This window comes from Pseudomonas furukawaii (assembly GCF_002355475.1).
GTDB lineage: Bacteria > Pseudomonadota > Gammaproteobacteria > Pseudomonadales > Pseudomonadaceae > Metapseudomonas > Metapseudomonas furukawaii.
Genome location: NZ_AP014862.1, coordinates 3,058,537 through 3,084,668 on the forward strand (window position 1 = coordinate 3,058,537; position 26,132 = coordinate 3,084,668).

At 66.6% G+C, this 26,132-nt stretch carries 24 protein-coding genes; 16 read left to right on the forward strand and 8 right to left on the reverse strand.

Annotated features, from left to right (window positions below):
• The first annotated feature begins 16 nt into the window (after window positions 1-16).
• The gene (locus KF707C_RS14315; protein WP_003452281.1) at window positions 17-1,150 is read left to right on the forward strand and encodes a DmpA family aminopeptidase; all 1,134 of its coding nucleotides are present in this window, start codon (window positions 17-19) and stop codon (window positions 1,148-1,150) included.
• A gap of 263 nt (window positions 1,151-1,413) precedes the next feature.
• Here KF707C_RS14315 and KF707C_RS14320 read toward each other — a convergent pair whose 3' ends face one another.
• Together KF707C_RS14320 and KF707C_RS14325 are read right to left on the reverse strand one after the other, a co-directional pair.
• Window positions 1,414-2,679, reverse strand: coding sequence for a sensor histidine kinase (locus KF707C_RS14320; RefSeq protein WP_069776289.1), 1,266 nt, complete (start codon window positions 2,677-2,679; stop codon window positions 1,414-1,416).
• 211 nt (window positions 2,680-2,890) lie between these two features.
• Entirely contained in the window at window positions 2,891-3,799 is a 909-nt protein-coding gene (locus KF707C_RS14325) for a LysR family transcriptional regulator (protein WP_003452278.1), read from the reverse strand.
• A 96-nt stretch (window positions 3,800-3,895) separates the two neighbouring features.
• On the opposite strand from KF707C_RS14325, the gene KF707C_RS14330 reads away from it, so the two are divergent.
• From KF707C_RS14330 to KF707C_RS14380, 11 genes are all read left to right on the forward strand, one after another.
• The gene (locus KF707C_RS14330) at window positions 3,896-4,438 is read left to right on the forward strand and encodes a DMT family transporter (protein WP_003452276.1); all 543 of its coding nucleotides are present in this window, start codon (window positions 3,896-3,898) and stop codon (window positions 4,436-4,438) included.
• A 90-nt stretch (window positions 4,439-4,528) separates the two neighbouring features.
• Complete coding sequence (locus KF707C_RS14335; protein ID WP_003452274.1) at window positions 4,529-6,475, forward strand: alkaline phosphatase D family protein; 1,947 nt, start codon at window positions 4,529-4,531, stop codon at window positions 6,473-6,475.
• Between the two features lie 11 nt (window positions 6,476-6,486).
• A complete protein-coding gene (locus tag KF707C_RS14340; RefSeq protein ID WP_003452272.1) occupies window positions 6,487-6,909 on the forward strand; it encodes a group II truncated hemoglobin in 423 nt (140 codons plus the stop codon).
• A gap of 563 nt (window positions 6,910-7,472) precedes the next feature.
• Window positions 7,473-7,958, forward strand: coding sequence for a BRO-N domain-containing protein (locus tag KF707C_RS14345; protein WP_003452271.1), 486 nt, complete (start codon window positions 7,473-7,475; stop codon window positions 7,956-7,958).
• 194 nt (window positions 7,959-8,152) lie between these two features.
• A complete protein-coding gene (locus KF707C_RS14350; protein ID WP_003452269.1) occupies window positions 8,153-8,581 on the forward strand; it encodes a MarR family winged helix-turn-helix transcriptional regulator in 429 nt (142 codons plus the stop codon).
• Window positions 8,582-8,711: 130 nt separating this feature from the next.
• Window positions 8,712-9,524 (forward strand): class I SAM-dependent methyltransferase, encoded by an 813-nt coding sequence (locus tag KF707C_RS14355; RefSeq protein WP_003452268.1) that lies wholly within the window; start codon window positions 8,712-8,714, stop codon window positions 9,522-9,524.
• 108 nt (window positions 9,525-9,632) lie between these two features.
• Entirely contained in the window at window positions 9,633-10,331 is a 699-nt protein-coding gene (locus KF707C_RS14360) for an SDR family NAD(P)-dependent oxidoreductase (protein WP_003452265.1), read from the forward strand.
• Window positions 10,325-11,857 (forward strand): cryptochrome/photolyase family protein, encoded by a 1,533-nt coding sequence (locus KF707C_RS14365; RefSeq protein WP_003452264.1) that lies wholly within the window; start codon window positions 10,325-10,327, stop codon window positions 11,855-11,857. Before KF707C_RS14360 ends, KF707C_RS14365 begins: the two co-directional genes overlap by 7 nt.
• Window positions 11,854-12,012: a DUF2256 domain-containing protein gene (locus KF707C_RS14370; protein ID WP_081608085.1), complete on the forward strand. Its 159-nt coding sequence runs from the start codon at window positions 11,854-11,856 to the stop codon at window positions 12,010-12,012. Before KF707C_RS14365 ends, KF707C_RS14370 begins: the two co-directional genes overlap by 4 nt.
• A gap of 112 nt (window positions 12,013-12,124) precedes the next feature.
• On the forward strand, window positions 12,125-12,568 hold the full coding sequence (gene aroQ, locus KF707C_RS14375) for a type II 3-dehydroquinate dehydratase (protein ID WP_003452263.1): 444 nt from the start codon (window positions 12,125-12,127) through the stop codon (window positions 12,566-12,568).
• Between the two features lie 5 nt (window positions 12,569-12,573).
• Window positions 12,574-13,431: a shikimate dehydrogenase gene (locus tag KF707C_RS14380; protein ID WP_003452262.1), complete on the forward strand. Its 858-nt coding sequence runs from the start codon at window positions 12,574-12,576 to the stop codon at window positions 13,429-13,431.
• Between the two features lie 535 nt (window positions 13,432-13,966).
• On the opposite strand, the gene KF707C_RS14385 is transcribed toward KF707C_RS14380, so the two are convergent.
• Both KF707C_RS14385 and quiC read right to left on the reverse strand, forming a co-directional pair.
• On the reverse strand, window positions 13,967-14,635 hold the full coding sequence (locus tag KF707C_RS14385; protein WP_003450150.1) for a TetR/AcrR family transcriptional regulator: 669 nt from the start codon (window positions 14,633-14,635) through the stop codon (window positions 13,967-13,969).
• 96 nt (window positions 14,636-14,731) lie between these two features.
• The gene (gene quiC / locus KF707C_RS14390; protein WP_003450153.1) at window positions 14,732-16,642 is read right to left on the reverse strand and encodes a 3-dehydroshikimate dehydratase QuiC; all 1,911 of its coding nucleotides are present in this window, start codon (window positions 16,640-16,642) and stop codon (window positions 14,732-14,734) included.
• 619 nt (window positions 16,643-17,261) lie between these two features.
• On the opposite strand from quiC, the gene KF707C_RS14395 reads away from it, so the two are divergent.
• Entirely contained in the window at window positions 17,262-18,635 is a 1,374-nt protein-coding gene (locus KF707C_RS14395) for an MFS transporter (protein ID WP_003450158.1), read from the forward strand.
• 92 nt (window positions 18,636-18,727) lie between these two features.
• Here the strand turns inward: KF707C_RS14395 and KF707C_RS14400 are convergent, their stop codons facing one another.
• The 3 genes from KF707C_RS14400 to KF707C_RS14410 all read right to left on the reverse strand — a co-directional run bounded on the left by KF707C_RS14400 (window position 18,728) and on the right by KF707C_RS14410 (window position 21,438).
• On the reverse strand, window positions 18,728-19,606 hold the full coding sequence (locus tag KF707C_RS14400) for a DMT family transporter (protein WP_003450161.1): 879 nt from the start codon (window positions 19,604-19,606) through the stop codon (window positions 18,728-18,730).
• A 50-nt stretch (window positions 19,607-19,656) separates the two neighbouring features.
• On the reverse strand, window positions 19,657-20,472 hold the full coding sequence (locus KF707C_RS14405; RefSeq protein ID WP_003450163.1) for a sugar phosphate isomerase/epimerase family protein: 816 nt from the start codon (window positions 20,470-20,472) through the stop codon (window positions 19,657-19,659).
• 189 nt (window positions 20,473-20,661) lie between these two features.
• Entirely contained in the window at window positions 20,662-21,438 is a 777-nt protein-coding gene (locus KF707C_RS14410) for an IclR family transcriptional regulator (protein WP_003450165.1), read from the reverse strand.
• A gap of 273 nt (window positions 21,439-21,711) precedes the next feature.
• Here KF707C_RS14410 and KF707C_RS29345 point away from each other — a divergent pair, with 273 nt between their 5' ends.
• The 3 genes from KF707C_RS29345 (at window position 21,712) to KF707C_RS14420 (ending at window position 25,147) form a co-directional block, all read left to right on the forward strand.
• A complete protein-coding gene (locus tag KF707C_RS29345; protein WP_003450168.1) occupies window positions 21,712-21,882 on the forward strand; it encodes a hypothetical protein in 171 nt (56 codons plus the stop codon).
• A 94-nt stretch (window positions 21,883-21,976) separates the two neighbouring features.
• Complete coding sequence (locus tag KF707C_RS14415; protein ID WP_096368031.1) at window positions 21,977-23,239, forward strand: OprD family porin; 1,263 nt, start codon at window positions 21,977-21,979, stop codon at window positions 23,237-23,239.
• A gap of 186 nt (window positions 23,240-23,425) precedes the next feature.
• Window positions 23,426-25,147, forward strand: coding sequence for an FAD-dependent oxidoreductase (locus KF707C_RS14420; protein WP_003452257.1), 1,722 nt, complete (start codon window positions 23,426-23,428; stop codon window positions 25,145-25,147).
• 582 nt (window positions 25,148-25,729) lie between these two features.
• On the opposite strand, the gene pcaC is transcribed toward KF707C_RS14420, so the two are convergent.
• A complete protein-coding gene (pcaC, locus tag KF707C_RS14425) occupies window positions 25,730-26,125 on the reverse strand; it encodes a 4-carboxymuconolactone decarboxylase (RefSeq protein ID WP_003456044.1) in 396 nt (131 codons plus the stop codon).
• Window positions 26,126-26,132: the final 7 nt, after the last annotated feature.

A 26,132-nucleotide genomic window follows, 5' to 3' on the forward strand; every position in this document is an offset into this window, starting at 1 on the left:
GACCATGAGAGAGACCATGAAATCTCGTGCCCGCGATCTGCAAATCCAATTCGGCCAACTGCAACCCGGCCCCCTCAACGCCATCACCGATGTACCCGGCGTCCGCGTCGGTCACAGCAATGTGCGGGGGCGCACAGCCAACGGCCGCGACATCAATACCGGCGTCACTGTGATAGAGCCACGTGCGGGTTCCACCACCCAGCAGCCATGTTTCGCTGGCGTGCACATCCTCAACGGCAATGGCGATGCCACGGGCCTGGAGTGGATTCGCGAGGCCGGCCTGCTGACCAGCCCGATCGCCTTCACCAACACCCACAGCGTTGGTGTGGTGCGCGACGCGCTGGTTGCCCTGGACCGCCAGGATCGGCCCGATGACGGGCGCCTGTACTGGAACATGCCGGTGGTGCTGGAAACCTTCGACGGCCTGCTCAATGACATCAACGGCTTCCACGTACGCGCCGAGCATGTGGCCGAAGCCCTGGACCGCGCCGTCGGCGGCCCGGTGGCCGAAGGTGCGGTCGGCGGTGGCAGCGGCATGATCTGCCACGAGTACAAGGGCGGCATCGGCACCGCCTCGCGACGTCTGAGCGCCGCGCAGGGCGGCTGGACAGTCGGCGCCATAGTCCAGGCCAACCACGGCACGCGCCGCGAGTTGCGCGTCGATGGCTATCCGGTGGGACGCTACATGGAAAAGGCCACCTCGCCGTTCCTCCGTGCCGATCTGCCGCATCCCGGCATGGGCTCGATCGTGGTCTGCCTGGCCACCGATGCGCCGCTGCTGCCGCACCAGTGCACCCGCCTGGCCCAGCGCGCCAGCATCGGCATCGCCCGCACCGGCGGAGGTAACGAAGACTGCAGCGGCGATATCTTCGTCGCCTTCTCCACCGGCAACCAGCAGCTTGAGGCAACCGCTTACGAGCGCAAGGGCGCCTTCACCTGCGACGGCCTGCGCATGGTCAACAACGACCATATCGGCGACTTGTTCCTCGCTGCCTCGGAGGCCGTGGAGGAAGCCATCATCAATGCGCTGTTGGCAGCCACCACCACCGAAGGAAATGGCCACACGGCACGTGGACTGGACGCCGCCACACTGTTGAAAGCCCTGCGTCAGGCCGGCTGGCCAGGGGCCGAGCGAGGCGATCTGAACTAGCCGATCCGGGGAGCCTTCGTTAACAGCAGTACACCACTTGGTTGTGCTCCAGGTGGTGTACCAATCGAGGCAGCCTGGACGATCGATGGTGGAAAACGCTCTGCGGTTTTCCATACGCGAACTGAAGGAACAGCCACGTGACTTGCGTCCGAGTCTCACCTTCGGCGAATGGCTTCCTGATCGCCCCCGCTGCGACCTCGGTGATCGGAAGGCTAGCGGCCTGTCGAAGACTGCGGCCACAGCCTCTGTGCTCAGTCACGCTCTCATCCCGTACGCGCCGTAGGCAGCGCTTGGCCCTGCTTGAGGTTGAACTCCAGGGTGTATCGGCTACTTCCCGGCGTCGTGAACGTATGGCGCACTGTCCAACCCAAGTGATCGGCCACGCGCTTGACGATGGACAAACTCAAGCCGAGCTCGTTGGTGTCGTCATGAGCACGTGGCGGACCATCGAATCGGCCTCTTTCGGGGGCGTCCGGTCCCCGGGTTCCGTTGTGCTCGATGGCGATCCCGCTGGCGTTCAGATGGACGGCTATCACGCCGCCTTCAGCGTGCAGGCAGGCATTTCGCAGGAGGTGGTTCAGCGCGATGGCAACCAACTCCGGAATGGCGGGAACCTGCACGTCCTCAGTCGCGATCAACCTGATCTCCAGGGGTTTACCCGCCAGCAACGGTTGCCAACGTTCCAGCTCCTGCTCGATCAGCGGGCGCAGGGCGATGCGGAGGGGGTGCGTACTCTCGGGAACCCGCGCCAGCTCCAACAGGGCGGTCATCTGCCGCGTGATATCCGCCGCGTTATGCCGAATATGCTCAGTTATCGTCAGCAACCTGGGATGACGCCTCAATCGCCGTCCCAGCACCTCCGAGGCGGCGAGCATGATCGTCAGTGGTGTACGCAGTTCATGACTGATGTCAGCGGTGAACCAGCGCTCACGCTGGAGCGCATGGCTGAGCTGATGGGTGCGGTCCTCGATCGCGCGAGCCAACACACCGATCTCGTCGACTGCATCAAGGCCGGGAAGCGCTACCTCACGCCCTTCGTCCTGTACTGCGGAGGCCAGTTCGGTCAGGGGGAGAATCACCCGGCTTGCACTGGCCCGTCCGATCAGCAACGCCAATGCGAGGCCGCCCAGAAACGCCAGGCTCAAGGCAAGATAGGTACGGTCCTCAATCGCTTCGAAATCGCTTTCGTCATCCACTACCGCATAGCGCTGGCCGTCCGCCTCACTGATCAACGCGTGCAGCGTCCGACCGTTCAGACGCAATTCGTGGACACCCGGAGTCAACCGCTGCAAGGGCGGCGGGATCTGCTGGCCGACGTAGAGGTTCAGGTCGCTCGCCTGCAGCTGCGCCGCACTGTTCGAGCCTGACGTCCAGGACTCGGCGACGCGCGTGAGACGCTTGTCGATCAACTGGTGTTCGATTAGCTCAATCACGAAGAAAGCCGAGCCCGCGAACACGCCACCGATGATCGCCGCCAAGAGCACAAAGGCAGCAACCATTCGGCCACGAATCGAATTACGGTTCTTCATCCACAGCTACCCGGCAACAACCCGTTCTGGGTGTGTTTCAAAGCTTAGGTCGGGACAGCGTGAACACCGCGTGGCAAGCCTGCCCAAGCGACGCAGCGCTACCCGGGCAGGACCAGCGGTTGCCGAGGTGTCAGGTTGCGGCGAACTGCAGGGGCGCGCGGTCCATGAGCGTCAATCTGCGGATGGATCGCCCGTCGAGAGTGCTGCCCTGTCAGCTCTCGGTCACCAGGTCCGTGACCAGCTGGCGGAGCCAGCCATGGGCGGGGTCGGGATCGCGGCGCGGGTGCCAGACCATCCTGAAGTCGAAGGGCGGGATCGCCAGGGGCGGCTCGAACACCTTCAGGCGTGGGTCGGCGTCGATGCCCGCCAGGTTGCGCCGCGCCACGGTCAGCACGAGGTCGGTGCCCGCGATCAGTTCATTGGCGACGCTCCAGTGGGGCAGCAGTACGGAGACGCGCCGGCTCAGTCCTTCAAGGGCCAGAACCGGGTCTATCTCCCCGTCGGCGGCGGCCCGCACGGCCACCAGGACGTGGGGCCTGGCCAGCCAGGCTTCACGACTGAGCACGCCGCTTTCGGGCAAGGTCGAGGCGTCCGCCAGGCAGGCGAAGCTTTCGGTGAACAGCGTCTGGCTGCGCAATGAGGCGGGCCCAGGGTCGGGAAAGACCCCCAGTGCCAGGTCGGTCTCGCCATCCATCACGTCAGCCAGCATCGCCTCGCGGCTCGCCTGGCTCACTGCCAGTTCGACGCCAGGGGCCATCTGGCGCAGGGTCCGCACCAGGCCGGGCAGCACGACCCGCGCACCGTAGTCCGACATGGCCAGGCGGAAGGTCCGCTCCGCCCGGCTCGGATCGAACCGTGGCGGTTCCAGCAGCGCCCCGAGTTGACCGAGCGCTTCGGTCAGCGGCTGCATCAGTTCGTGGGCCCTGGCGGTCAGCTCCAGCTTGCCCGAACGACGAACCAGCAAGGGGTCATCGAACAGCTTGCGCAGATGGGCCAGGGCGTGGCTGACGGCGGGCTGGCTCCGGTGCAGGCGCAGGGCTGCGCGGGAGATGTGCTTTTCCACCAGCAGGGCATGGAGAGTGACCAGCAGGTTCAGGTCGATGCGTCGAAGATTATTCATTTGACGAATTTAAGGCTGCTCGATTACGAATTTCCATTCGAATTTCTGATGCACCAATACTCCCTCAGTCAGAACGGACACGCCTGAGGTGACTCCATGAACTCCCCGATCCCCCTTACCGCCCTCGCATTGGCTTGCGCGGCCCTGGTTGCCGGCGCCCTGGTTCCCTTCCAGGCCGGCAGCAATGCAGCCCTCGGTCGGGCCCTCGGTCACCCGCTCTGGGCGACCGTGACATCCCTGCTGGTGAGCCTGCTGGTGGTCCTGCCGGTGCTCCTCGCCATGCGCGTGCCGGCGCCGCTCCTGGGGCCTGCCGCCCAGTTGCCCGCCTGGGCCTGGCTCGGTGGCGTCGCCGGGGTCATCTACATCACTGCCGCGCTGTTGCTGACTCCCCGGGTCGGAGCCGGAAACTTCATCGTCTGCGTGATCGCCGGACAAATGCTCGCCTCCCTGCTGATCGACCATTTCGGCCTGATGGGTTTACCGGTCAAGCAGGCCAACGGTGGGAGGATTCTCGGGGTCGCGCTGATCCTCGCCGGCATGCTGGTGGTGCAATGGACTACCCGCAGCGAGAGTTCGCCGCCTTCCGGGCCGGCCTCCGCGAACCTGTCCGCTGCCACGACGACGTCGGGCGCACCTTAAAATGAGCTGAATTTTCCTACCCCGGCCATCCTCGGAGCTGACACGCCGCGCTATCCTGTTGCGCCCATTTCCATCAGGTCCGTTGTCCCGATGTCCGCAGTCGCTTCCCCGGAAACCCTTCCCGCCGTCCTGGCCGGCCCCATCCTGCGTCGGCTGGAGCCACAGCGCCTGGTGCTCTGGCTGGTGGGGTCGACGGCGTTGGAACCGGTGCTGCGGCTGACGACGGCGGAGCGGAACCGGGAGTTCCAGCTGGGCGGCGATGCCTGTCGGATCCTGCCCTTGGGGCAGCACGCCTTCGTCCACCTGATCGACCTGAAGCTCGACGAGCCGCTGCCGCTGGACCAGGAAATCGCCTACGACCTGCTCATCGACGGCCGGGGCATCGCCGACTGGGCGCCGCACCTGCTCTATGGCCACGAGCGGCTGCCGGCCTTCGTGCTGCGTTCGCGCATCGACCAGTTGCTCCACGGCTCGTGCCGCAAGCCCCATCACCCGGCGGCGGACGGGCTGCTCTGCGCGGATCGCCTGCTGGCGGCGGGCCCCGCGCCCGAGCAGCGTCCCGCGCTGCTGATGCTGACCGGCGACCAGGTCTATGCCGACGACGTGGCCGGCCCCATGTTGCGAGCCATCCACCAGTTGATCGAGCGACTGGGGCTGTTCGGCGAGCAGCTGGAAGGCGCCGTGGTGGCCGACAGCGAGGCGCTCTTCCGCCATCCGGCCGGCTATTACCACCGCGCCGACCTCCTGCCGGCCCTGGAAAGCAACGAATCCCTGCGTGAGCGCTTCTTCGGCGGCGCCCGCAAGCCCATCTTCACCAGCAGCAATGCCGAGAATCACCTGGTGACCCTGGCCGAGGTCATCGCCATGTACCTGCTGGTCTGGTCGCCGCTGCCCTGGGCCCTGGTCGACCCGGAGATGCCCGAACTGGATGCGGATAAACGCGCGCGCTACCAGTTGGAGGAGCAGCGCCTGGCCGGCTTCCGCGAGGGACTGCCCGGTGTCGCCCGGGTGCTGGCGCACCTGCCGACGCTGATGATCTTCGACGACCACGACATCACCGACGACTGGAACCTCTCCGCCCAGTGGGAGCTGACCGCCTACGGCCATCCCTTCTCCAAGCGCATCATCGGCAATGCCCTGCTGGCCTACCTGCTCTGCCAGGGCTGGGGCAACGACCCGGATGCCTTCGACGTGCTGCAGGACGACCTTGGCCAGCTCTGTGCCGAACGGGACGCCGCCGGCCGGCTCGACAGCGCCCTGCTCGACGCCCTCATTGACCGGCTGCTGAGCTTCAATCGCTGGCAGTACGTGCTGCCCAGCACGCCGGCCCTGGTGGTGCTGGACACCCGCACGCGGCGCTGGCGCAGTGAGATCGACCTCAAGCGCCCCTCCGGCCTGCTGGACTGGGAGGCCCTGTCGGAGTTGCAGCAGGAACTGCTGGACCACCCCTCCGCCATCGTCGTCTCCCCGGCGCCGGTGTTCGGGGTCAAGCTGATCGAAACGGTGCAGCGGATCTTCAGCTTCTTCGGCCATCCGCTGCTGGTGGATGCGGAGAACTGGATGGCCCATCGCGGCGCGGCCCAGGTGATCCTGAACATCTTCCGTCACTCCCGCACGCCGGGCTGCTACACCATCCTCTCCGGCGACGTGCACTACTCCTTCGTCTACCAGGTGCGTATCCGCCACCGTCGGCAGGGGCCCACCCTCTGGCAGGTCACCAGCAGCGGCGTGAAGAACGAATTCCCCCGTCGCCTGCTGGACCTGTTCGACCGCCTCAACCGCTGGCTCTACGCCCCGCGCTCGCCGCTCAACTGGTTCACCCAGCGGCGGCCGATGAAGGTGACGCCGCTGACGCCAGAACACAGCCAGGCTGGCGAGCGCCTGTGGAACTCCGCCGGCCTGGGCCAGGTGTTCTTCGACGAGGGAGGCCGGCCGACGCGCATCTACCAGCTCAACGCCGATGGCCGCGAGCCCACCCAATTCCTGGAGGATCGCGACGAGCAGGCCGCCGAGCGATCCGTGCTGTCGCAACACTGACTGGAGCCACCATGAACCCATCCCCTCCCTTCGGCACCGGCGATGCCTCCTACCAGGCCGCCGGCGGCATCGATGGCCTGCGCCGCCTGGTGGACGACTTCTACCGGCTCATGGACGAGCTGCCCGAGGCCGCCGACCTGCGTCGCCTGCACCCGGAAAGCCTGGAGCAGTCCCGGGACAAGCTGGCCTGCTTCCTCAGCGGCTGGCTGGGCGGCCCCCGGCTGTTCAGCGAGAAGTACGGCTCCATCTCCATCCCGTCCTTCCACGCCCAATGGCCGGTGGACGAGGCCCTCAGCGAGGCTTGGCTGGGCTGCATGGCCCGGGCCATCGCCCTGCAACCCTTCTCCCCCGACTTCGCCGAGTACCTGCTGGCGCAGCTGCGGGTGCCCGCCCAGCGGGTGGTGCAGGCCAGCCGGGCGCGGCACGGGCTCTAATCGAGGCCAGGTAATTCTCCGGCCGGGAACGCCTGCCGCTCGCTGAGGCGCTCATGACGTTCAAGTTTTTCCTGACGAAACCAGGAAAATCATAATTCCGGCCGGTTTTGACATTTTTTTTGTAACTCCCCCAGGTGCGCGCAGCGCACCCTACGCGGCCGAACAGAAGCACCGCCGAACCTGCGACCAAGGCGCACGCTGCGCGAAGCGCACCCCTTGGGCTGAATCACTTGGGGAAGTTTCCGAAACCAACTTGCCTGGCTTGTTCGGGGACAGTCGCATTTCTAAGGTGCCCCGGTCGCGGTCAAGCCGCGACCGGGTTTAGCGACCTGCAACCACGTGTGTGTTCTGCCTACGGTTCCAGCGGGAAACGACGGACGTTTCCTGCGGAACCGCTCCAGTGTGCGGTTCCTTACACTGCACGCCCCCTATGGCAGGCCGCGCGGGGAGACCCTTCGGGGTCTGCCGGCCCGTGGTCCGGTTCGCTAACCCCGTTGCGGTCTGCCACCCCTTTCGATTAGCGACGACGGTGGCAGCTCCTCAATCAACCACGGAGTTCCACCATGCACGATGCTTATGTCCCCACACACTTCGTTCGTCACAACCGTCCCCTGCGGGGCGTGCTGATCGATAACCAGCCCTGGTTCAGCGCCTACGACTTCGCCCGCCTGCTGGGGCTGCACCATCCCCAGGCCCTGCACCGCCGACTGAGGCCCTTCGATACCCGGCGGGTGAACTTCATGAACGCCTCAGGCGGCGTGGAGGCCGTGCAGGTCATCAGCGAGGCGGGCCTGTACAAGGCGCTGGTGCGCTTCGGCCATCCCGAGTGCCAGGGGCTTGAGGAATGGTTGAGCCGCGAGGCGATTCCGCTGCTCCGTGACCGCCATGACGACGACTGCTGCCATCCGCGCCGGATAGTGCTGAGCTGGCAATCCCAGCGGCTCCTGCTGCTGGACTGGCAGGGGGAACTCTGGATGCCCTGGATCGAGGTGCCCCGTTACATGCACGCCGAGGCCGCCGGCCTCGATTACCCCCTCGCGAAGGTTTAGGTCCCCCGCTGGAGCTGCCCCTGCCGGTTTGGCCACCCCGATTGCGGGTTCATCCGCGATCGGAGACCGAGGGCGGTGGCAGCTCCTCACCGACGCCCAAGCTCCGCCCCGCACGATACCGGCACCCTCAGCCTTTGACGGTCCGGGTTTTCCGCACCTATCGTAAGCGGTGCTTATTATGTGGAGTCCTCATCATGGCCGCCTTCGAAGAAAGCATCGGCTTTCTGCTGGCCGACGTATCGCGCCTCATGCGTCGCTCGTTCGAGCAGAAGATCACCGGCAGCGACCTGACCCTCAGCCAGGCCCGTGCCCTGGCGCGGGTGGCGCGTCAGGAGGGCTGTCGGCAGGTGGAACTGGCCGAGCAACTGGAGATCAAGCCCATCACCCTCGCCCGCCTGCTGGACCAGCTGGAGCGTAGCGAACTGGTGGAGCGCCGCCCCGACCCGGAGGACCGTCGCGCGCATCGCGTCTATCTGCGTGACGACGCGGAAAGGGCCCTGGGCGATATCCGGGCGGCGGATGCCCGGCTCCATGCGGAAGCCCTTCAGGGGCTGGACCAGGACGAGGTGGACGCACTGGCGAGCGCCTTGCGCAAGCTGCGCGCGAACCTGTCATCCCGTTGAGTCGCGCCGGGGCCTCCTGCCGACCTGACGACCGGTGCGGATTCGGACGATTGGGGCGGGACGGCATCCGGGGTTGGGCGGATAGTGGTCAGTCGGCCCTTCCCCCTACCCGCGCCAGGGAGTCCGATCCATGTCCAGCGAAACCGATTTCAGTGTCCTCAAGACCCGCCAGCAGGCCGCCTGGGCCAGCGGCGACTACGCCGTCATCGGCACCACCCTGCAACTGGTGGGCGAACTGCTCGCCGAAGCCTGCGACATCCGTTATGGCGAGTCCGTGCTCGACGTCGCCGCTGGCAATGGCAACGCCACCCTCGCCGCCGCCCGCCGGGGTGGCCGCGTCACCTCCACCGACTATGTGCCGGCGCTGCTGGAGCGCGGCCAGGAGCGCGCCCGTGCCGAGCACCTGCAGGTGGAGTTCCATGTCGCCGATGCCGAAAACCTGCCTTTCGCCGACGCCAGCTTCGACCTGGTGCTGTCCACCTTCGGCGTGATGTTCACCCCGGACCAGGAGAAGGCCGCCGCCGAACTGGCGCGGGTCTGCCGCCCGGGTGGCCGCATCGGCCTGGCCAACTGGACCCCGGAGGGCTTCATCGGCCAGGTGTTCAAGACACTCGGCCGGCACCTGCCGCCGCCACCCGGCGTGCGTCCGCCGTCGCTCTGGGGCACGGAGAGCCACCTGCGGGCGCTCTTCGGCGACAGCGCGGCGGAGATCGTCACCACGCCCCGGCTGTTCAACTTCCGCTACCAGTCGGCTGAGCATTTCCTCGAAGTCTTCCGCACCTGGTACGGCCCGATCCACAAGGCCTTCGCCGCCCTGCCCGCCGAATCCGCCCAGGCGCTGGAGAACGACCTGATCGAGTTGATCGAACGCCTGAATCGTGCCGGGCCGGATTCACTGATCCTGCCCAGCGAGTACCTGGAAGTGGTGATTACCCGCGCCTGAGAAATCCCAGTACGTCGCCCTCCAGATTTAATTGTACGTAATGTTCATTCGTACAATTATCTGGCCTAATCTTGTCCATTACTTGTACAAGATGAGAGGCCCCGCCCGATGCTGGACTCCTTTCCCGCCGGTTACCGCGCGCTGGTAATCGGCTCCTCCGGCGCCATTGGGGGTGCCCTGCTCGATGCCCTGCGGGCCGACCCGGACTGCGCCGTGGCCATTGGCCTGAATCGTCGCAGCGATCCGATGATCGACTTCGACCAGGAGGACAGCATCGGCGTGGCCGCCCGGCAACTGAGCGCGTCGGGGCCCTTCCAGCTCATCGTCAACGCCGCGGGGGTTCTCCACAGCGAGCGCTTCATGCCGGAGAAGAAACTGGGCGATCTGGCCTACGAACAGCTCCTGGCCACCTTCCGCGCCAATGCGTTCGGGCCGGCGCTGGTGCTGCGGCATTTCGCGCCGCTGCTGGACCGCAAGCGCTCGGTGCTGGCCCTGCTCTCGGCCAAGGTCGGCAGCATCGGCGACAACCGCCTGGGCGGCTGGTACAGCTACCGGGCGTCCAAGGCGGCGTTGAACATGCTGGTGAAAACCGCCGCCATCGAGCTGGCCCGCACGCGCCCCAACACCTGTGTCGTGGCCCTGCATCCCGGCACCGTCGATTCCGGCTTGTCCCGGCCCTTCTCCGGCGCACGGATCGGCCGCCCGGCCGCCGATGCGGCCGCCGACCTGCTGGAGGTCATCGACCGTCTGGAGGCCTCCGCCAGTGGCGGCTTCTTCAGCTACAACGGCGAAGCGCTGCCATGGTGAAGCGCCTCGCCCTGGTGCTGGGGGACCAGCTGTCATTCAACCTGGCCAGCCTGCGCTCGCTCGATCCTGAGCGTGACCCGGTGCTGATGGCGGAGGTGATGGCGGAAGCCAGCTACGTGCCGCATCACCCGCAGAAGATCGCCCTGATCTTCGCCGCCATGCGGCATTTCGCCGAGGCGCTGCGGGGGCGCGGCTGGACGGTGCATTACGTGCGCCTGGACGACCCGGACAACAGCGGCACGCTGCCCGGCGAACTGCGTCGCTGGAGCGAGCGCCTGGACGTCGGCGAAATCCACCTCACCGAGTGCGGCGAATACCGTGTGGAGCGGGCCCTGGCGGAGAGCGGCCTGCCCATCGTCTGGTACGACGATGATCGTTTCCTGTGCAGCCGCCGCGACTTCGCGCGCTGGGCCGGTGGCCGCCGCCAGCTGCGCATGGAGCTGTTCTATCGGGAGATGCGCCGGCGCACCGGCCTGCTCATGGAGCCTGACGGCACGCCCGCCGGTGGGGACTGGAACTATGACGAGGAGAATCGCAAGCCGCTGCCGCGCAAGGTGAAGGCGCCGATGCCGCCGCACTTCCCGGCCGACGCCCTTACGCGCGAGGTGCTGGACCTGGTCCAGGCCCGCTTCTCCCATCACTACGGCACCCTCAGCGCCTTCGACTACCCGGTGACCTTTGAAGCGGCGGACGCGCTCTGGCGGCACTTCCTCGACTTCGGCCTGGCGGCCTTCGGGGACTATCAGGACGCCATGGCCAGCGGCGAGCCCTTCCTCTTCCACGCCCGCATCAGCGCGGCCCTGAACATCGGCCTGCTGGACCTGCGCCAGCTCTGCGCCGATGTCGAGAGCGCCTGGCGCCGGGGCGAGGTGCCACTGAACGCGGCGGAAGGCTTCATTCGGCAACTCATCGGTTGGCGCGAGTACGTGCGGGGCATCTACTGGCTGCAGATGCCGGACTACGCCGAGCGCAACGCCTTCGGCAACAGCCGGCGCCTGCCGGAGTTCTACTGGACCGGCGACACCCGCATGAACTGCATGCGCCAGGCGATCGGCCAGACCCTGGAGCATGCCTATGCCCACCACATCCAGCGGCTGATGGTGACCGGCAACTTCGCCCTGCTGGCGGGCATCCTGCCCAAGGACATCTGCGACTGGTACCTGGCGGTGTACATGGACGCCTTCGACTGGGTCGAACTGCCCAACACCCTGGGCATGGTGATGCACGCCGACGGCGGGTACCTGGGCTCCAAGCCCTATTGCGCCAGCGGCCAGTACATCAAGCGGATGTCCGACTACTGCGGCGACTGCCACTACAAGGTCAGCGAGAGCACCAGCGAGCGTGCCTGCCCCTTCAATGCGCTCTACTGGCACTTCCTCATGCGCCACCGCCCGCAACTGCGCGGCAACCATCGCCTGGGCATGGTCTATCGAAATCTGGAGCGCATGGATGAAGCCAGGCAACAGGCGCTTTGGCAGCGGGGTGAGACATTGCTCGCCCGGCTCGACGCGGGTGAGGCCCTGTGAAGAAATCCGAGCTGCCGCAGAAGTTGTGCGCCACCTGCGGCCTGCCCTTCACCTGGAGGAAGAAGTGGGCCCGCTGCTGGCACGAGGTGCGCCACTGCTCGGAGCGCTGCCGCCGTCGGCGATCCCGAGGAGCGGCCCGTGATTCCGTCCGATAACCGCACCGAACCCGGTGTGGCAAATTGACGTAATTAACTGGTTAGTACATTTTCTAGGTCATCCAGTCCGGCGCCTCGATCCGGACCAGAACAACAATGGAGACCTGCTGTAATGACCCGCACCGTCCTGGTGCTCAACGGCCCGAACCTCAACATGCTCGGCACCCGTGAGCCCGCCACCTATGGCCATGAAACCCTCGCCGATATCGCCGACCAGTGCGTTCGCACCGCCGCCGGCCTCGGCTTCGAGGTGGATTTCCGCCAGACCAACCATGAAGGCGAACTGATCGACTGGATCCACCAGGCCCGCGGCCGCTGCGCCGGCATCCTGATCAATCCCGCCGCCTGGACCCACACCTCCGTCGCCCTCCGCGACGCCCTGGTGGCCGCCGAACTGCCGGTCATCGAAGTGCACCTGTCCAACGTCCACAAGCGCGAGGCGTTCCGTCACCACTCCTTCGTCTCCGCCATCGCCGTCGGCGTCATCTGCGGTCTTGGCAGCCAGGGCTACAGCCTGGCCCTCCAGCACTTCGGCCAACTGTTCAGCAAGGGGTGAGCACCATGTCCAACCACCAGAATTCCGTGCTGGCGGGCCTCATCGGCTCCGGCATCCAGGCCTCCCGTACCCCGACCCTGCACGAGCGTGAAGGCGACGCCCAGGGGCTGCGCTATCTCTATCGGCTGATCGACCTGGACGCCCTCGCGCTCGACAGCACCGCCCTCCCCGACCTGCTGAGCGGCGCCGAGCGGATGGGGTTCACCGGCCTCAACATCACCTTCCCCTGCAAGCAGGCGATCATTCCGCTGCTGGATGAACTGTCCCCCGAGGCCGCCGGTATCGGCGCGGTGAACACCGTGGTGCTGAAGGACGGCAAGCGCGTCGGCCACAACACCGATTGCCTGGGCTTTGGCGAAGGCTTCCGCCGTGGCCTGCCGGATGTCCAGCGTCGCCAGGTGGTGCAGATGGGCGCCGGCGGCGCCGGCTCAGCCGTGGCCCACGCGCTGCTGGCCGAAGGCGTCGAGCGCCTGACCCTGTTCGAGGTGGACGCCGCCCGTGGCCAGGCGTTGGTGGACAACCTCAACCAGCACTTCGGCGCCGGCCGCGCCGCGCTGGGCACCGACCTGGCCAACGCCATGGCCGAAGCCGACGGCCTGGTGAACACCACGCCCATCGGGATGGCCAAGCTGCCGGGCAGCCCGGTGCCGGCGGAACTGCTGCGAGCCGACCTCTGGGTGGCGGAGATCATCTACTTCCCGCTGGAAACCGAGTTGCTGCGCGATGCCCGCGCCATCGGTTGCCGCACCCTGGACGGCAGCACCATGGCGGTGTTCCAGGCGGTGAAGGCTTTCGAGCTCTTCAGCGGGCGAAACGCCGATGCCCAGCGCATGATGGAACACTTCGCCAGCATGAACGCCTGACGGGTCAGGCCCGCCCCCGCAGCCCGGATGGAGTCCGGGCTTGAGGCATCTTCCGCCTGTAGGAGCCGGCTTGCCGGCGAAGGGCGCGGCCCCGTTCGCGAGCAAGCTCGCTCCTACAGGCTGCGTTCGCAGGATGGCGTAGAGCGAAGCGAAACCCATCGAGGCCCCGGCTTCGTAGGAGCCGGCTTGCCGGCGAATGGCGCGGCCCCGTTCGCGAGCGAGCTCGCTCCTACCGGCTGCGTTCGTAGGATGGCGTAGAGCGAAGCGAAACCCATCGAGGCCCCGGATTCGTAGGAGCCGGCTTGCCGGCGAATGGCGCGGCCCCGTTCGCGAGCGAGCTCGCTCCTACCGGCTGCGTTCGTAGGATGGCGTAGAGCGAAGCGAAACCCATCGAGGCCCCGGATTCGTAGGAGCCGGCTTGCCGGCGAAGGTTCGCGAGCGAGCTCGCTCCTACAAGCCCGCAGTTCGGATGGAATCCGGGCCAGCCATTTCCCGCGCCGCGCTATCCCAAGGTGCCGGCACGGCCTGACGCGGGTCAGGCCTGGAGGTAGCGCAGCACCGAGTCGCAGATCATCGCCTTGTGCCGCGCCTTGACCGCCTCGTCGGTGAGGTCGATCTGGAAGATCTGGCCGAAGGTGTTGCGATTGGACACCCGGTAGAAGCAGAAGGAACTGATGAGCAGGTGCAGGTCCAGGGGCTCGATGCCCTGGCGGAACAGCCCCTCGGCCTGTCCGCGCTGAAGGATCTCGCCCATGGCGTCGAGGATGTTGGTGCTCATGGTGCGGATGGTCTTGGACTGCCGGACGAACTCGCCGTAATGGATGTTCTCGATGGAGACGATGCGGACGAAGTCGACGTTGCGGTCGTGGTGGTCGAAGGTGAACTCCACCAGCCGCTGGATGGCCTCGCGAGGGCCCAGTTCGGCCAGGTGCAGCTTGCCTTCGGTGCTGCGGATATCGCCGTAGAGCTTCTCCAGCACTTCCAGGTAGAGCTGCTCCTTGCTGCCGAAGTAGTAGTAGATCATCCGCTTGGAGGTGTGCATGCGCTCGGCGATGGCGTCCACGCGGGCACCGGAAAGGCCCTGCTGGACGAACTCGGCGATGGCCGCCTGGAGGATGTTCTCGCGGGTCTTCTCGGGGTTGTTCTTGCGCCCTTTTCGGGGGGCTTCGGCGGGCAGTTCGGGGAGTTCGGTACTTGTTGTCATCGTCGGCTCACGGCCAGTAGAAACTGGCGTCGATTATGGGCTGGGGCGCAACCCGAAGGAAGCCCGGCGCACTGGGCGCGCCGGACCTCCCCTGCCCTACAGCCTGGCCTTGGGGATGGCGCCGCTGCGGGCCTTGGCCATGGCCGCCAGGCGTACCGCGACGTTGGCGGCGCCATAGCCTGCATAGCCATTCTTGCGCTGGAGGATCTCGAAGAAGAATCGGCCTTCGAAGGGCTCGGTGTAGACGTGGAACAGCTCGCCGCCCTGGGCGTCCCGGTCGTAGAGGACGTTGTAGTAGGCCAGTTCGCTGAGGAATTCGTCGTCGAAGTCGAAGCGCGCCGCCAGGTCGTCGTAATAGTTGAGCGGGATGTCCAGCAGCGGCACGCCCGCCTCCTTGGCGCGGCTGACCTCGGCGAAGATGTCCTCGCAGGAGAAGGCGATGTGGTGGGCGCCGGATCCCCGATAGCTGGACAGGGCGTGGGAGATGGCGGTGTTGCGGTTCTCCGAGATGTTCAGCGGCAGGCGGATGCTGCTGCAGCGGCTGCGCAGGGCGCGACTCTTCACCAGTCCGTAGGGGTCGGGCAGGACCACTTCGTCGTCCGCCTCGAAGTCCAGCACGGTCTTGTAGAACAGCACCCAGCTGTCCAGGCCATCGGCCGGCAGGGCCAGCGCCATGTGGTCGATGCGGTCCAGCTCGCCGGTCTGTACCGCCGCCGGATCGAGGATGAAGTCGCTGTCGTAGATGGTCTGCCCGGCCGGCGCCTGCTCCACCAGGTAGATCAGGCTGCCATCGGGGGCGCGCACGGCGGGAATCTCCCGCTCGTTGGGGCCGACCAGGCCACGGAAGGGTTGGCCCTTGAACTCCCGGGCGCGTTCCAGCGCGCGGGTGCTGTCGCTCACCCGCAGCGCGGTGGCGCAGAGGGACGGACCGTGGGATTCGAAGTACCCGTGGGCGAAGGAATAGGGCTCGGCGTTGAGGACGATGTTGATGTCGCCCTGGCGCAGCAGGCTCACGTCCTTGGAACGGTGCTTGCCGGCGCGGGCGAAGCCCAGGCGCTCCAGCCAGCTGGCCAGCTTGGCGCCCTGGGCTTCGTCCACGGCGAATTCGAGGAACTCCACACCGTCGTAGCGGCTGGCGGGCGGCGGCGAGAAGAGGATGTCCAGGTTCGCCGGCGGCGTCGGGTCGCGCTCCAGCAGCGCGCGGGTCTTCTCTTCGAGGTAGAGCAGCGAACGCAGGCCGTCGGCGGCGTTGCCCCGGGGCGGCGCGGCGCGGAAGCCGTCGTTGAAGATCTCCAGGGACAGCGGGCCGCGATAGCCGCTGCGCAGGATCGGGGCCAGGAAGCCCGGCAGGTCGAACTCGCCCTGGCCGGGGAAGCAGCGGAAGTGCCGGCTCCATTCCAGCACGTCCATCTGCAGGAGCGGCGCATCGGCCATCTGCACGAAGAAGATCTTGTCGCCGGGAATCTCGGCGATACCGGCGGGGTCGCCCTTGATCGAGAGGGTGTGGAAGCTGTCCAGCAGCACGCCGAGGGCCGGGTGGTCGGCCTGGCGCACCAGGTTCCAGACCTGCTGCCAGCTGTTGACGTGGCGCCCCCAGGCCAGGGCTTCGTAGCCGATCCGCAGCTTGCGCGCGCCGGCGCGTTCGGCCAGCAGGCGCAGGTCATCCACCAGGATGCGCTCGTCGGACAGGGCGTCGGCCTGGACGTTGCTGCACACCAGCACCAGGTCCGTGCCCAGTTCTTCCATCAGGTCGAACTTGCGCTCGGCGCGGTCGAGGTTCTTCTGCAGGCGGTCGCGGCGGCAGCCCTCGAAGTCGCGGAACGGCTGGAACAGGGTGATGGCGATGCCCAGGTCCGCGCACATCTGGCGGATCTCCCGGGGGCTGCCGGCGTAGTACAGGAGGTCGTTCTCGAAGATCTCGACTCCGTCGAACCCGGCGGCGGCGATGGCCTCGAGCTTTTCCGGCAGGGTACCGCTCAGGGAGACGGTGGCAATGGAACGCTGCATGTTCAGCTCCTCGTGGGTGGGCGCCGGCTCGGTGGTCCGGGGGCATGGGTGACGCCCCCGGCAGGGCTGTGGGAGCGAGTTCGTTCGCGACTGAATCCACTCCCACGAAAGCGGACCGTACGGCTTGTTTTCGTAGCTGGATCGATTATTCGCGCGTAAAGTCAGCCCAGCAATTCAATATGTACGAACCAGTTAGTTTTGTGTTCGATTAACGAACAAAAGGCCGGTTATCGAATTGACGCTTTTTCGATCACTGCGCAACATGATTTCCACGTTGCAGCCAAACCGCCGGGTGGACCCACTGCCAGCCCAGTCGCCCGAACGGACCTGCGATCACAACCAGGCGTCACGACATAACAATTTCAAGAAACGGGTAACAGCTCATGCTCACTACCAGCTACCTGAACGAAACCCCTCCCTCCCGCCGGCTTGCCTCGGCATCCAGATCGAGTGCGACAGCCACGTCGCCCCTCTGACCTGACTCCCTGACACACCCCGGACGGCGTTCGCCGGGCCGCTCCCACGGAGCCCCGCTACCGCCAGCGTGCTCGCGTACCCACCCGGCCCGGCGCCAGGGGAACGCGTGTCCGGCTACCTAACAAAAACAACGGAGACAACGATGGCTACCTCCTCCTCACAAGCCAAGAAAGCAACCGCCAGCGGTTGGATCGGGTCCGCACTCGAGTACTACGATTTCTTCATCTATGCCCAGGCGGCAGCGCTGATCTTCCCGCAGATCTTCTTCCCCAACACCGACCCCAAGATGGCCATCATCGCCTCCCTGGCGACCTACGGCGTTGGCTACCTGGCCCGTCCGGTGGGGGCCTTCGTGCTTGGCCACTGGGGCGACACCCGTGGCCGCAAGAACGTCCTGCTGCTGTGCATGTTCCTGATGGGCATTTCCACCATGGCGGTGGGCCTGCTGCCGACCTACCACGACATCGGCATGCTCGCGCCCATCCTGCTGGTACTGCTGCGCCTGGTTCAGGGCTTCGCCGTGGCCGGCGAGATCTCCGGTGCCAGCTCCATGATCATGGAGCACGCCCCCTTCGGGCGACGCGGCTACTATGCGAGCTTCACCCTCCAGGGCGTGCAGGCCGGCCAGGTGATGGCGGCGGCGGTGTTCCTGCCCCTGGCCTACTTCATGCCCAGTGAGGCCTTCAACGAGTGGGGCTGGCGGATTCCGTTCCTGATGAGCGCCTTCGTCCTGGTGGCCGGCTTCATCATCCGTCGCGAAGTCCATGAAACCCCGGCCTTCGTCCAGGAAGAGAGCCAGCACAAGGTCGCCAAGTCTCCGGTGTCCGAAGCCTTCCGCCACAGCTGGAAGCACATGGTGCTGGTGATGTTCATGGCCCTGATGAACGTGATCCCGGTGGTCGCCACCATCTTCGGTGCCGCCTACGCCGTTCAGCCCGCCTACGGCATCGGCTTCGACAAGAGCGTCTACCTGTGGATTCCGGTGGTGGGCAACATCGTCGCCGTGCTGGTGATCCCCTTCGTCGGCAACCTCTCCGACAAGATCGGCCGTCGTCCGACCATGATCGCCGGCTGCCTGGGGTCCGGCCTGCTGGCCTTCGGTTACCTCTACGCCATCAGCATCCAGAACGTACCGCTGGCCTTCGGCTTGTCGATCCTGATGTGGGGCATGGTCTACCAGGGCTACAACGCGGTATTCCCGAGCTTCTTCCCGGAGCTGTTCCAGACCCGCTACCGCGTTTCCGCCATGGCCATCGCGCAGAACATCGGCACCATGCTGACCGCCATGCTCCCGGCCCTGTTCGCCGCCGTCGCCCCGCCCGGCTCGGACAACATCCCGGTGGTGATCGGCAGCCTGGCCTTCATCATCACCTGCGTCTGCGCCCTGGCCGCCTACCTGGCTCCGGAAACCCATCGCCTGGCCATGGACGACCTTGGCGACCCCGACGCCAAGCCGATGGACAAGGTCCAGTACGACGCCAGTCGCGAAAGCAGCATGCGCGCCGTCAGCCACTGATCCCATCCCACCGATCCACCAGGAAGGCCCCTCGCGGGGCCTTCCTGCTTTTCCGTCCGGCACTTTCGATGGCGTGATCGGCACCGCCTGGCTCATGCCTTGCGTTGCATCCAGGCGGCGCCCAGGCCGCTGAGGCAGATGATGGCGATGCCGGCCAGGGTGCTGGCCTCCGGCGTGTGGGAAAAGACCAGGAAGCCCAGCAGGCCGGCGAAAACGATCTGGCAATAACCGAAGGGAGCCAGCAGCGCGGGGGCGGCGTGACGGAAGGCCTGGGTCAGCAGCAGGTGCGCGGTCATTCCGGCGGCCCCCAGGGCCAGCAGCAACAACCACCCTTCCCAGTTCGGCAATTGCCAGAAGAACGGCACCAGGGCGCTCATCACCAGGGTGTTGCACAGCCCGGCGAAGAAATTGCTGGTGGTGGGGCTGTCGTGGGGCGCCAGCTTGCGGGTGAGCAATTGATAGAAGCAGAAGCCCAGGGCCGAACCGAGGGGAAAGAGGATGGCCGGGGTAAAGAGCTCGCCGCCCGGATGGACGATCACCAGCACCCCGATAAAGCCCATCACCACCGCCAGCCACTGCACCAGGCTGACCCTCTCCCCCAGCAGCGGCACCGAAAGCGCGGTCACCAGCACGGGGGCGAGGAAGTTGACCGCCGTGGCTTCCGCCAGGGGAATGAATTGCAGGCCGGCGGTGAACAGCAGGCTGGTGCTCAGCAGACTCAGTGCCCGCAGCACCTGCAGCCCCGGACGCCGGCTGCGAAGGACCCGCAGGCCGGCCCTGGGCAGGAAGATGCCGGCCATCAACAGGGTGTGCACCAGGTAGCGCGCCCAGACCACCATGATGACCGGGTAGAGGCCGCCGAGGTATTTGGACAGGGCGTCATGCCCGGCGAAGAGGAAAGTGGCCAACACCACCAGCAGGATGCCCCGCAACGGTTGGTTGGCCCCGGACAGCGGCGTACTGGCGGCCATGGTCGTCCTGAAGAAAAAGCGCGGCCCAGCCGGCCGCGTGAAAGGGGGAGTCAGATGCGCTGGAGCAGTGCCCGGGTCTTGTCCAGCGCCGTACGGGCCCGCGCCTCGGCACTGACGCCCTGCTCCATCAGTTGCCGGGTCGGGATTTCCAGGCTCAAGGGGACGTGCGCCGGCAGCGTTCGCAGCAGGCCCGCCAGGTCGCAGTCGCCATCGCCGGGAAAGCGGCGTTCATTGCGCGCCTGGCGGAGGATTTCCTCCATGTCGTCGGGGCGCGGACCGGCGACGTCGCAGAGTTGCGCGTAGCGCAGACGTGCCGGCGCCACCTGCGCCAGGTCCTCCAGCCGCGAGCCGGAGCGATTGAAATGGAAGGCGTCCACCAGGATGGCGCCGCCGGGATGGCCGGCGTTCTCGACGATGCGCCGGGCCTGGGTGAGGTCGCGGGCGTCGGTCCAGGGCATGAACTCCAGGCTCGGGTGGATGCCGAAACGGGACGCCAGCTCGCACAGGGCCGCGAAATTCTCCGTCAGGCGCGCTTCGTCGGCGTCATTGCCGGCCACCAGTAGCTCGCGGGCACCGAACGCCGCACCGGCCTCCAGCACCGCTTCGAAGTCGCTGACACGGGTCTCCGCCTTGAGCCGGAGGATCTCGATATCCAGCACCTTCACCCCGGTGTCGCGAAGGCGATCGAGGGTCTGGCGTCGCAGCGCGGCATCGGCCACCAGCGGGAAGTGGTGCTCTTCGGGCGTGGCCGGCACCAGGCGCAGGCCCACGTGGCTGTAGCCGGTGCGCGCAGCCACTTCCACCATTTCGGGCGGGGAAAGTTCGAGGACGGTCAAGGCGGCCAGGGAGAAGATTCGCTCGGTCATCTGCTACTCGGAATCAGGTTCCAGAATCTGTTTAGCGATATTTAGAACATGGTTCCGTTTTTGTGCAAGAAGAAAATGCGACCGCCTGGCGGCCATGCCGTTCGGCATGGGGACCCTGAGGGGGAAGCGAGCAGGAAGCCTCCCGTCGTTCGTCCGCAAGCGGGCTCCTTCAGCCCTTTGCTCGGGGAGTCAGACGAAGAATTCGGACGCCTGGCTGGCGGCCGACAGCTCCTCGACGGCGGCCAGCAGCAGCGGCGCGACCTCATGCATGCGGGACTCGGGCAGGCGTGCGGTGGGGCCGGCCACGCTGAGCACGCCGATCGCCCTGCCGCTGCGGGGATCGCGCACCGCCGCCGCCAGGGCCGACATGCCCACCGAGGAGCTTTCCACCACCCAGGCGTAGCCCTGTTCGCGGGCCAGGCGCAGGCGCTCCAGCAACTCGATATTGGAGCGCGGCGCGTTGGGACCGAAGTCGGCGGGGTCGGCGATGCCCTGGCGCTCCACCAGCCCGAGGGCTTCAGCGTCACTGAGGCAGGCCAGCCAGGCATGGCCGGACGCGGTGTAGAACAGGGGCGCCTCGCGGCCCATGTCGGGGTCGTAGCGCAGGCCCGACCGTGCGCCCTGGGACTTGACGATCCAGGTCAGGCTGTCGCCCTCGATCACGCCGAGGCGCACCAGTTCGCCGGTCTCCTGGGCCAGGCGGTCAAGGATCGGCTGCACGATGTCGGCGCCGCTGCTGGCCAGGTAGCGGAACGCCATGGCCACCAGGCGGGTGGACAGCTGGTAACGGCTGTTCTCGGGGTTCTGGCGCACGTACCCCAGGCGGATCAGCTCCGCGAGCATGCGATGGGTCGCGCTTTTCGGAATGTCCAGCTCGTCCGCCAGGGTCTGCATGGGCAGGCCGCGAGGGTCGGTGGTGAGGCGTTCCAGCAGGTTGAAGGCACGTTCGATCTGGCTACCGGCCATGGGGGAAGGGTCCTTGTCGTGTTTCCGGCGATTCTAGAAGACAAGGCCATCGACGTGAAACCTGGAACAGCCTCGGCGGAAGGCGGCTGAGTGACGACGATAATGTACGGACCGGTTAGTTTTTGTTCGATGATCGAACGAAAGCGTCCTTGGCGAATTGAATGACGGGCCTGCGCCACTCACTATCGGCTCCATGTTCGAGGCGCTGCCGCAACCAGCCTGCGACCCCAGCGGCGCCTCGACTTTTCATAAATACAATAAAGGTCCACCACGATGTTCCAGCCCAACAACGCCCATGCCTCCCCGCCCGCCTCAGGGTTCGTCTTCGATTGCGCGTCCTCCTTCGCCTCCGTCGCCCTGGTCCAGTTGGCCGGCGGTGAAACGCTGTGCGGCCGCATGCATCGCTGCATCCAGCGCCTGATCGAGCGCCGCACGGTCCGCTGATCCGCCCGTAATCCCGACGTTCAGTCGTATTCGCGCCCGCGCCGCGAAGGGGCGCCCGCGCACCCGAAAAAACAATCAAGAGGCAAGACAGAGCATGACCCGCACCCGCCACATCTTCGTACCCAGCCTCCTCGCCGCCGCCGTCACCCTGGGCGCCCTGCCCGTCCAGGCCACCGAGGAGTCCGGATTCTTCGAGGACTCCACCGCCACCCTGAACCTGCGCAACTTCTACCTGAACCGGAACTTCGTCGGTGATTCCGCCACCCAGGGCAAGGCCGAGGAATGGACCCAGAGCTTCATCCTCGATTACAGGTCCGGATTCACCCAGGGCCCGGTCGGCTTCGGTGTCGACGCCCTCGGCCTGTTGTCGGTGAAGCTGGATGGCGGCAGGGGCACCAGGGGCACCCAGTTGCTGCCCGTGCATGACGATGGCCGTCCCGCCGACGACTTCGGCCGCCTGGCCGCCGCCGCCAAGATGCGCATCTCCAGGACCGAACTGAAGGTGGGCGAATGGATGCCGGTGCTGCCGATCCTGCGCGCCGACGACGGCCGCTCCCTGCCCCAGACCTTCCAGGGCGGCCAGGTCACCTCGAAGGAGATCGACGGCCTGACCCTCTACGGCGGCCAGTTCCGCCAGAACAGTCCGCGCAACGACGCCAGCCTGGAAGACCTGTCCATGAACGGCAAGGCGGCCTTCACCTCCGACCGCTTCAACTTCGCTGGCGGCGAATACGCCTTCAACGAGAACCGCACCCTGGTCGGCCTCTGGTACGCCGAGCTGGAAGACATCTACCAGCAGCAGTACCTGCAGCTGATGCACAGCCAGCCGGTGGGCGACTGGACCCTGGGCGCCAACCTCGGCTTCTTCAACGGCAAGGAAGACGGCTCGGCGCTGGCCGGCGACCTGGACAACCGCACCTGGTCCGGCCTGTTCTCCGCCAGGTACGGCAGCAACACCTTCTACGTCGGCCTGCAGAAGGTCAGCGGCGATGACGCCTGGATGCGGGTGAACGGCACCAGCGGCGGCACCCTGGCCAACGACAGTTACAACTCCAGCTACGACAACGCCAAGGAGAAGTCCTGGCAACTGCGCCACGACTTCAACTTCGCCGGTGTCGGCATCCCCGGCCTGACCCTGATGAACCGCTACATCAGCGGCGACAACGTGCATGTCGGCGCAGTCACCGATGGCAAGGAATGGGGCCGGGAGTCGGAGCTGGCCTATGTGGTCCAGTCCGGTGCCTTCAAGGCCCTCAGCGTGAAATGGCGCAACTCCAGCATGCGCCGCGACTGGGGCGCCAACACCAGCTTCGACGAGAATCGCCTGATCATCAGCTACCCGCTCTCGCTCCTCTAATCCTTTGGTCCGCGTGCTTTGACCACCCCTTCAGCCCGCCTTATGGCGGGCTTTTTCATGGGGGCGGGAATGCCAGCGGTGTGATTTCCGTTCGCTGACCGGCCACTTGCCGGCACGACGCCTTGGTGCCCACGGACGCCAGACATAGAATACGGAACACAGTTCCATTTTCTAAGGATCACTCTGATGCCTGCCACATCCCCCTCCCCCGCGCCTCTGGAATGCGACCTGCTGGTCATAGGCTCCGGCGCCGCCGGCCTGGCTGCCGCCGTCACCGCCGCCCACCACGGGCAACGGGTGATCCTGGTGGAGAAAGAGCCGGTGTTCGGCGGTGCGACCGCCTGGTCCGGCGGCTGGATGTGGGTGCCGCGCAACCCCCTGGCCCGTCGCGCCGGTATCCGGGAGGACATCGAGCAACCGCGCACCTACCTGCGCCATGAGCTGGGCGAACACTATCGCCCGGAGCTGGTGGATGCCTTCCTGGAACAGGCCCCGCAGATGGTGGAGTTCTTCGAGCGGCACACTGCCCTCAGCTTCGTCGACGGCAATGGCATCCCCGATATGCATGGCGATACACCCGGCGCCGCCACCGGTGGCCATCAGGTGATCGCCGCGCCCTGCGACGGCCGCCTGGTGCTGGACCTGCTGCCCCGCCTGCGCAAGACCATGCGCGAAACCTCCTTCCTGGGAATGCCCATCATGGCGGGCGCCGACCTCGCCGCCTTCCTGTCCATGACCCGCTCGCCGAAAGCCTTCCTTCACGTTACGCGGCGCTTCGCCACGCACCTCTATCACCTGGCCCGCCACGGTCGCGCCATGCACCTGGTCAATGGTGTCGCCCTGGTGGCGCGGCTGGCCCGCTCCGCCGCCGACCTGGGGGTGACCCTGATGGAGTCCAGCCCGGCCCGGCGGCTGCTCCTGGAAGACGGCGCGGTGCGTGGCGCCGTGGTGCTGCGCGATGGCGAGGAACTGGAGATCCGCGCCGGAGCCGTGGTGCTCGCCGCCGGCGGCTTCCCCAACGACGCGGCGCGGCGCAAGGCGCTCTTCCCCCGGGACGCCAGCGGTCAGGACAACCTCGCCCTGCCGCCGGCGTCCTGCTCCGGCGATGGCCTGCGCCTGGGCGAATCCGCCGGTGGCCGGGTCGCCACGGACCTGCGCTCGCCCGTGGCCTGGGCCCCGGTGTCACGGGTGCCCTGGTCCGACGGCAGCTTCGGGCACTTCCCCCACATCATCGACCGGGGCAAGCCGGGGATCATCGGCGTGCTGAAGAACGGCCGGCGCTTCGTCAACGAGGCCGGCGGCTACTACGACTACGTCGACGCCATGCTCCGCGCCGTTCCCGAGGATGAGGAAGCCTGTTCCTGGCTGATCTGCGACCACCGTTTCCAGCGCCGCTACGGCCTAGGGTTCGCCCGGCCGGCGCCGCTGCCGCTCTGGCCACACCTGCGCAATGGCTACCTCAAGCGTGGCCGCACCCTGGTAGAGCTGGCCGAGGCCTGCGGCATCGATGCGGCGGGGCTCACCACCACGGTGGCCGCGTTCAATCACCACGCCCGTCGCGGTGAAGACCCCGAGTTCGGCCGCGGCAGCACCCCGTTCAACCGGCGCAGCGGCGATGCCCTGCACCGGGGGCCCAACCCCTGCGTCGCGCCCATCGAGCGGGGGCCCTTCTACGCCGTGAAGGTGCAGCCGGGCTGCTTCGGCACCTTCGCCGGACTGCGGACCGACGGCCAGGCGCGGGTGCTGAATGACCAGGGCCAGCCGATTCCCGGCCTCTACGCCGCCGGCACCGACATGGCCAGCGCGCTGGGCGGCCACTACCCGTCCGGCGGCATCAACCTCGGCCCGGCCATGACCTTCGGCTACATCGCCGGCCGCCATGCCGCCGGTGTCCACGGCGACGCATAGCGACGCGAAACCCATCAGCGGTGTCGATGGGTTTCGCAGGCTCTACCCATCCTACAAGGCTGCGACGTACAGCGAGGCGATAGGGAGTGGGAACCGTAGGATGGTGTAGAGCGAAGCGAAACCCATCAGCGATATCGATGGGTTTCGCAGGCTCTACCCATCCTACAAGGCTGCGACGTACAGCGAGGCGATAGGGAGTGGGAACCGTAGGATGGTGTAGAGCGAAGCGAAACCCAGCAGCGGTGTCGATGGGTTTCGCAGGCTCTACCCATCCTACAAGGCTGCGACGTACAGCGAGGCGATAGGGGGCGGGAACCGTAGGATGGCGTAGAGCGAAGCGAAACCCATCAGCGATGTCGATGGGTTTCGCAGGCTCTACCCATCCTACAAGGCTGCGACGTACAGCGAGGCGATAGGGAGCGGGAACCGTAGGATGGGGTAGAGCGAAGCGAAACCCATCAGCGATATCGATGGGTTTCGCAGGCTCTACCCATCCAATTACAAGCCCCCCAACGATGACCCCCCGACAAAAAACGCCGCCCGGATGCGTGGTCCGGGCGGCGTCCTGGTGTTGCTCGGGGGTCAGCCCTGGAGCGATTCCACGCCCAGCTCGTCCCACACGGCCTCGGCCAGGTGGAAGGTGGCGTTGGCGGCGGGAATGCCGCAGTAGATGGCGCTCTGCATCAGGACTTCCTTGATCTCCTCGCGGGTCACGCCGTTGTTCTTGGCGGCCCGCAGGTGCAGCTTGAGCTCGCCTTCGCGGTTCATGCCGATGAGCATGGCGATGGTGATCAGGCTGCGGGTATGGCGCGGCAGGCCCGGGCGGGTCCAGATATCACCCCAGGCATGGCGGGTGATCATTTCCTGGAACTCTTCGTTGAAGGGCGTGAGGTTCTGCAGGCTGCGGTCCACGTGGGCGTCGCCCAGCACCGCGCGGCGGACCTGCATGCCGGCTTCGTAGCGTTCTTTCTCGTCCATTGCGGGC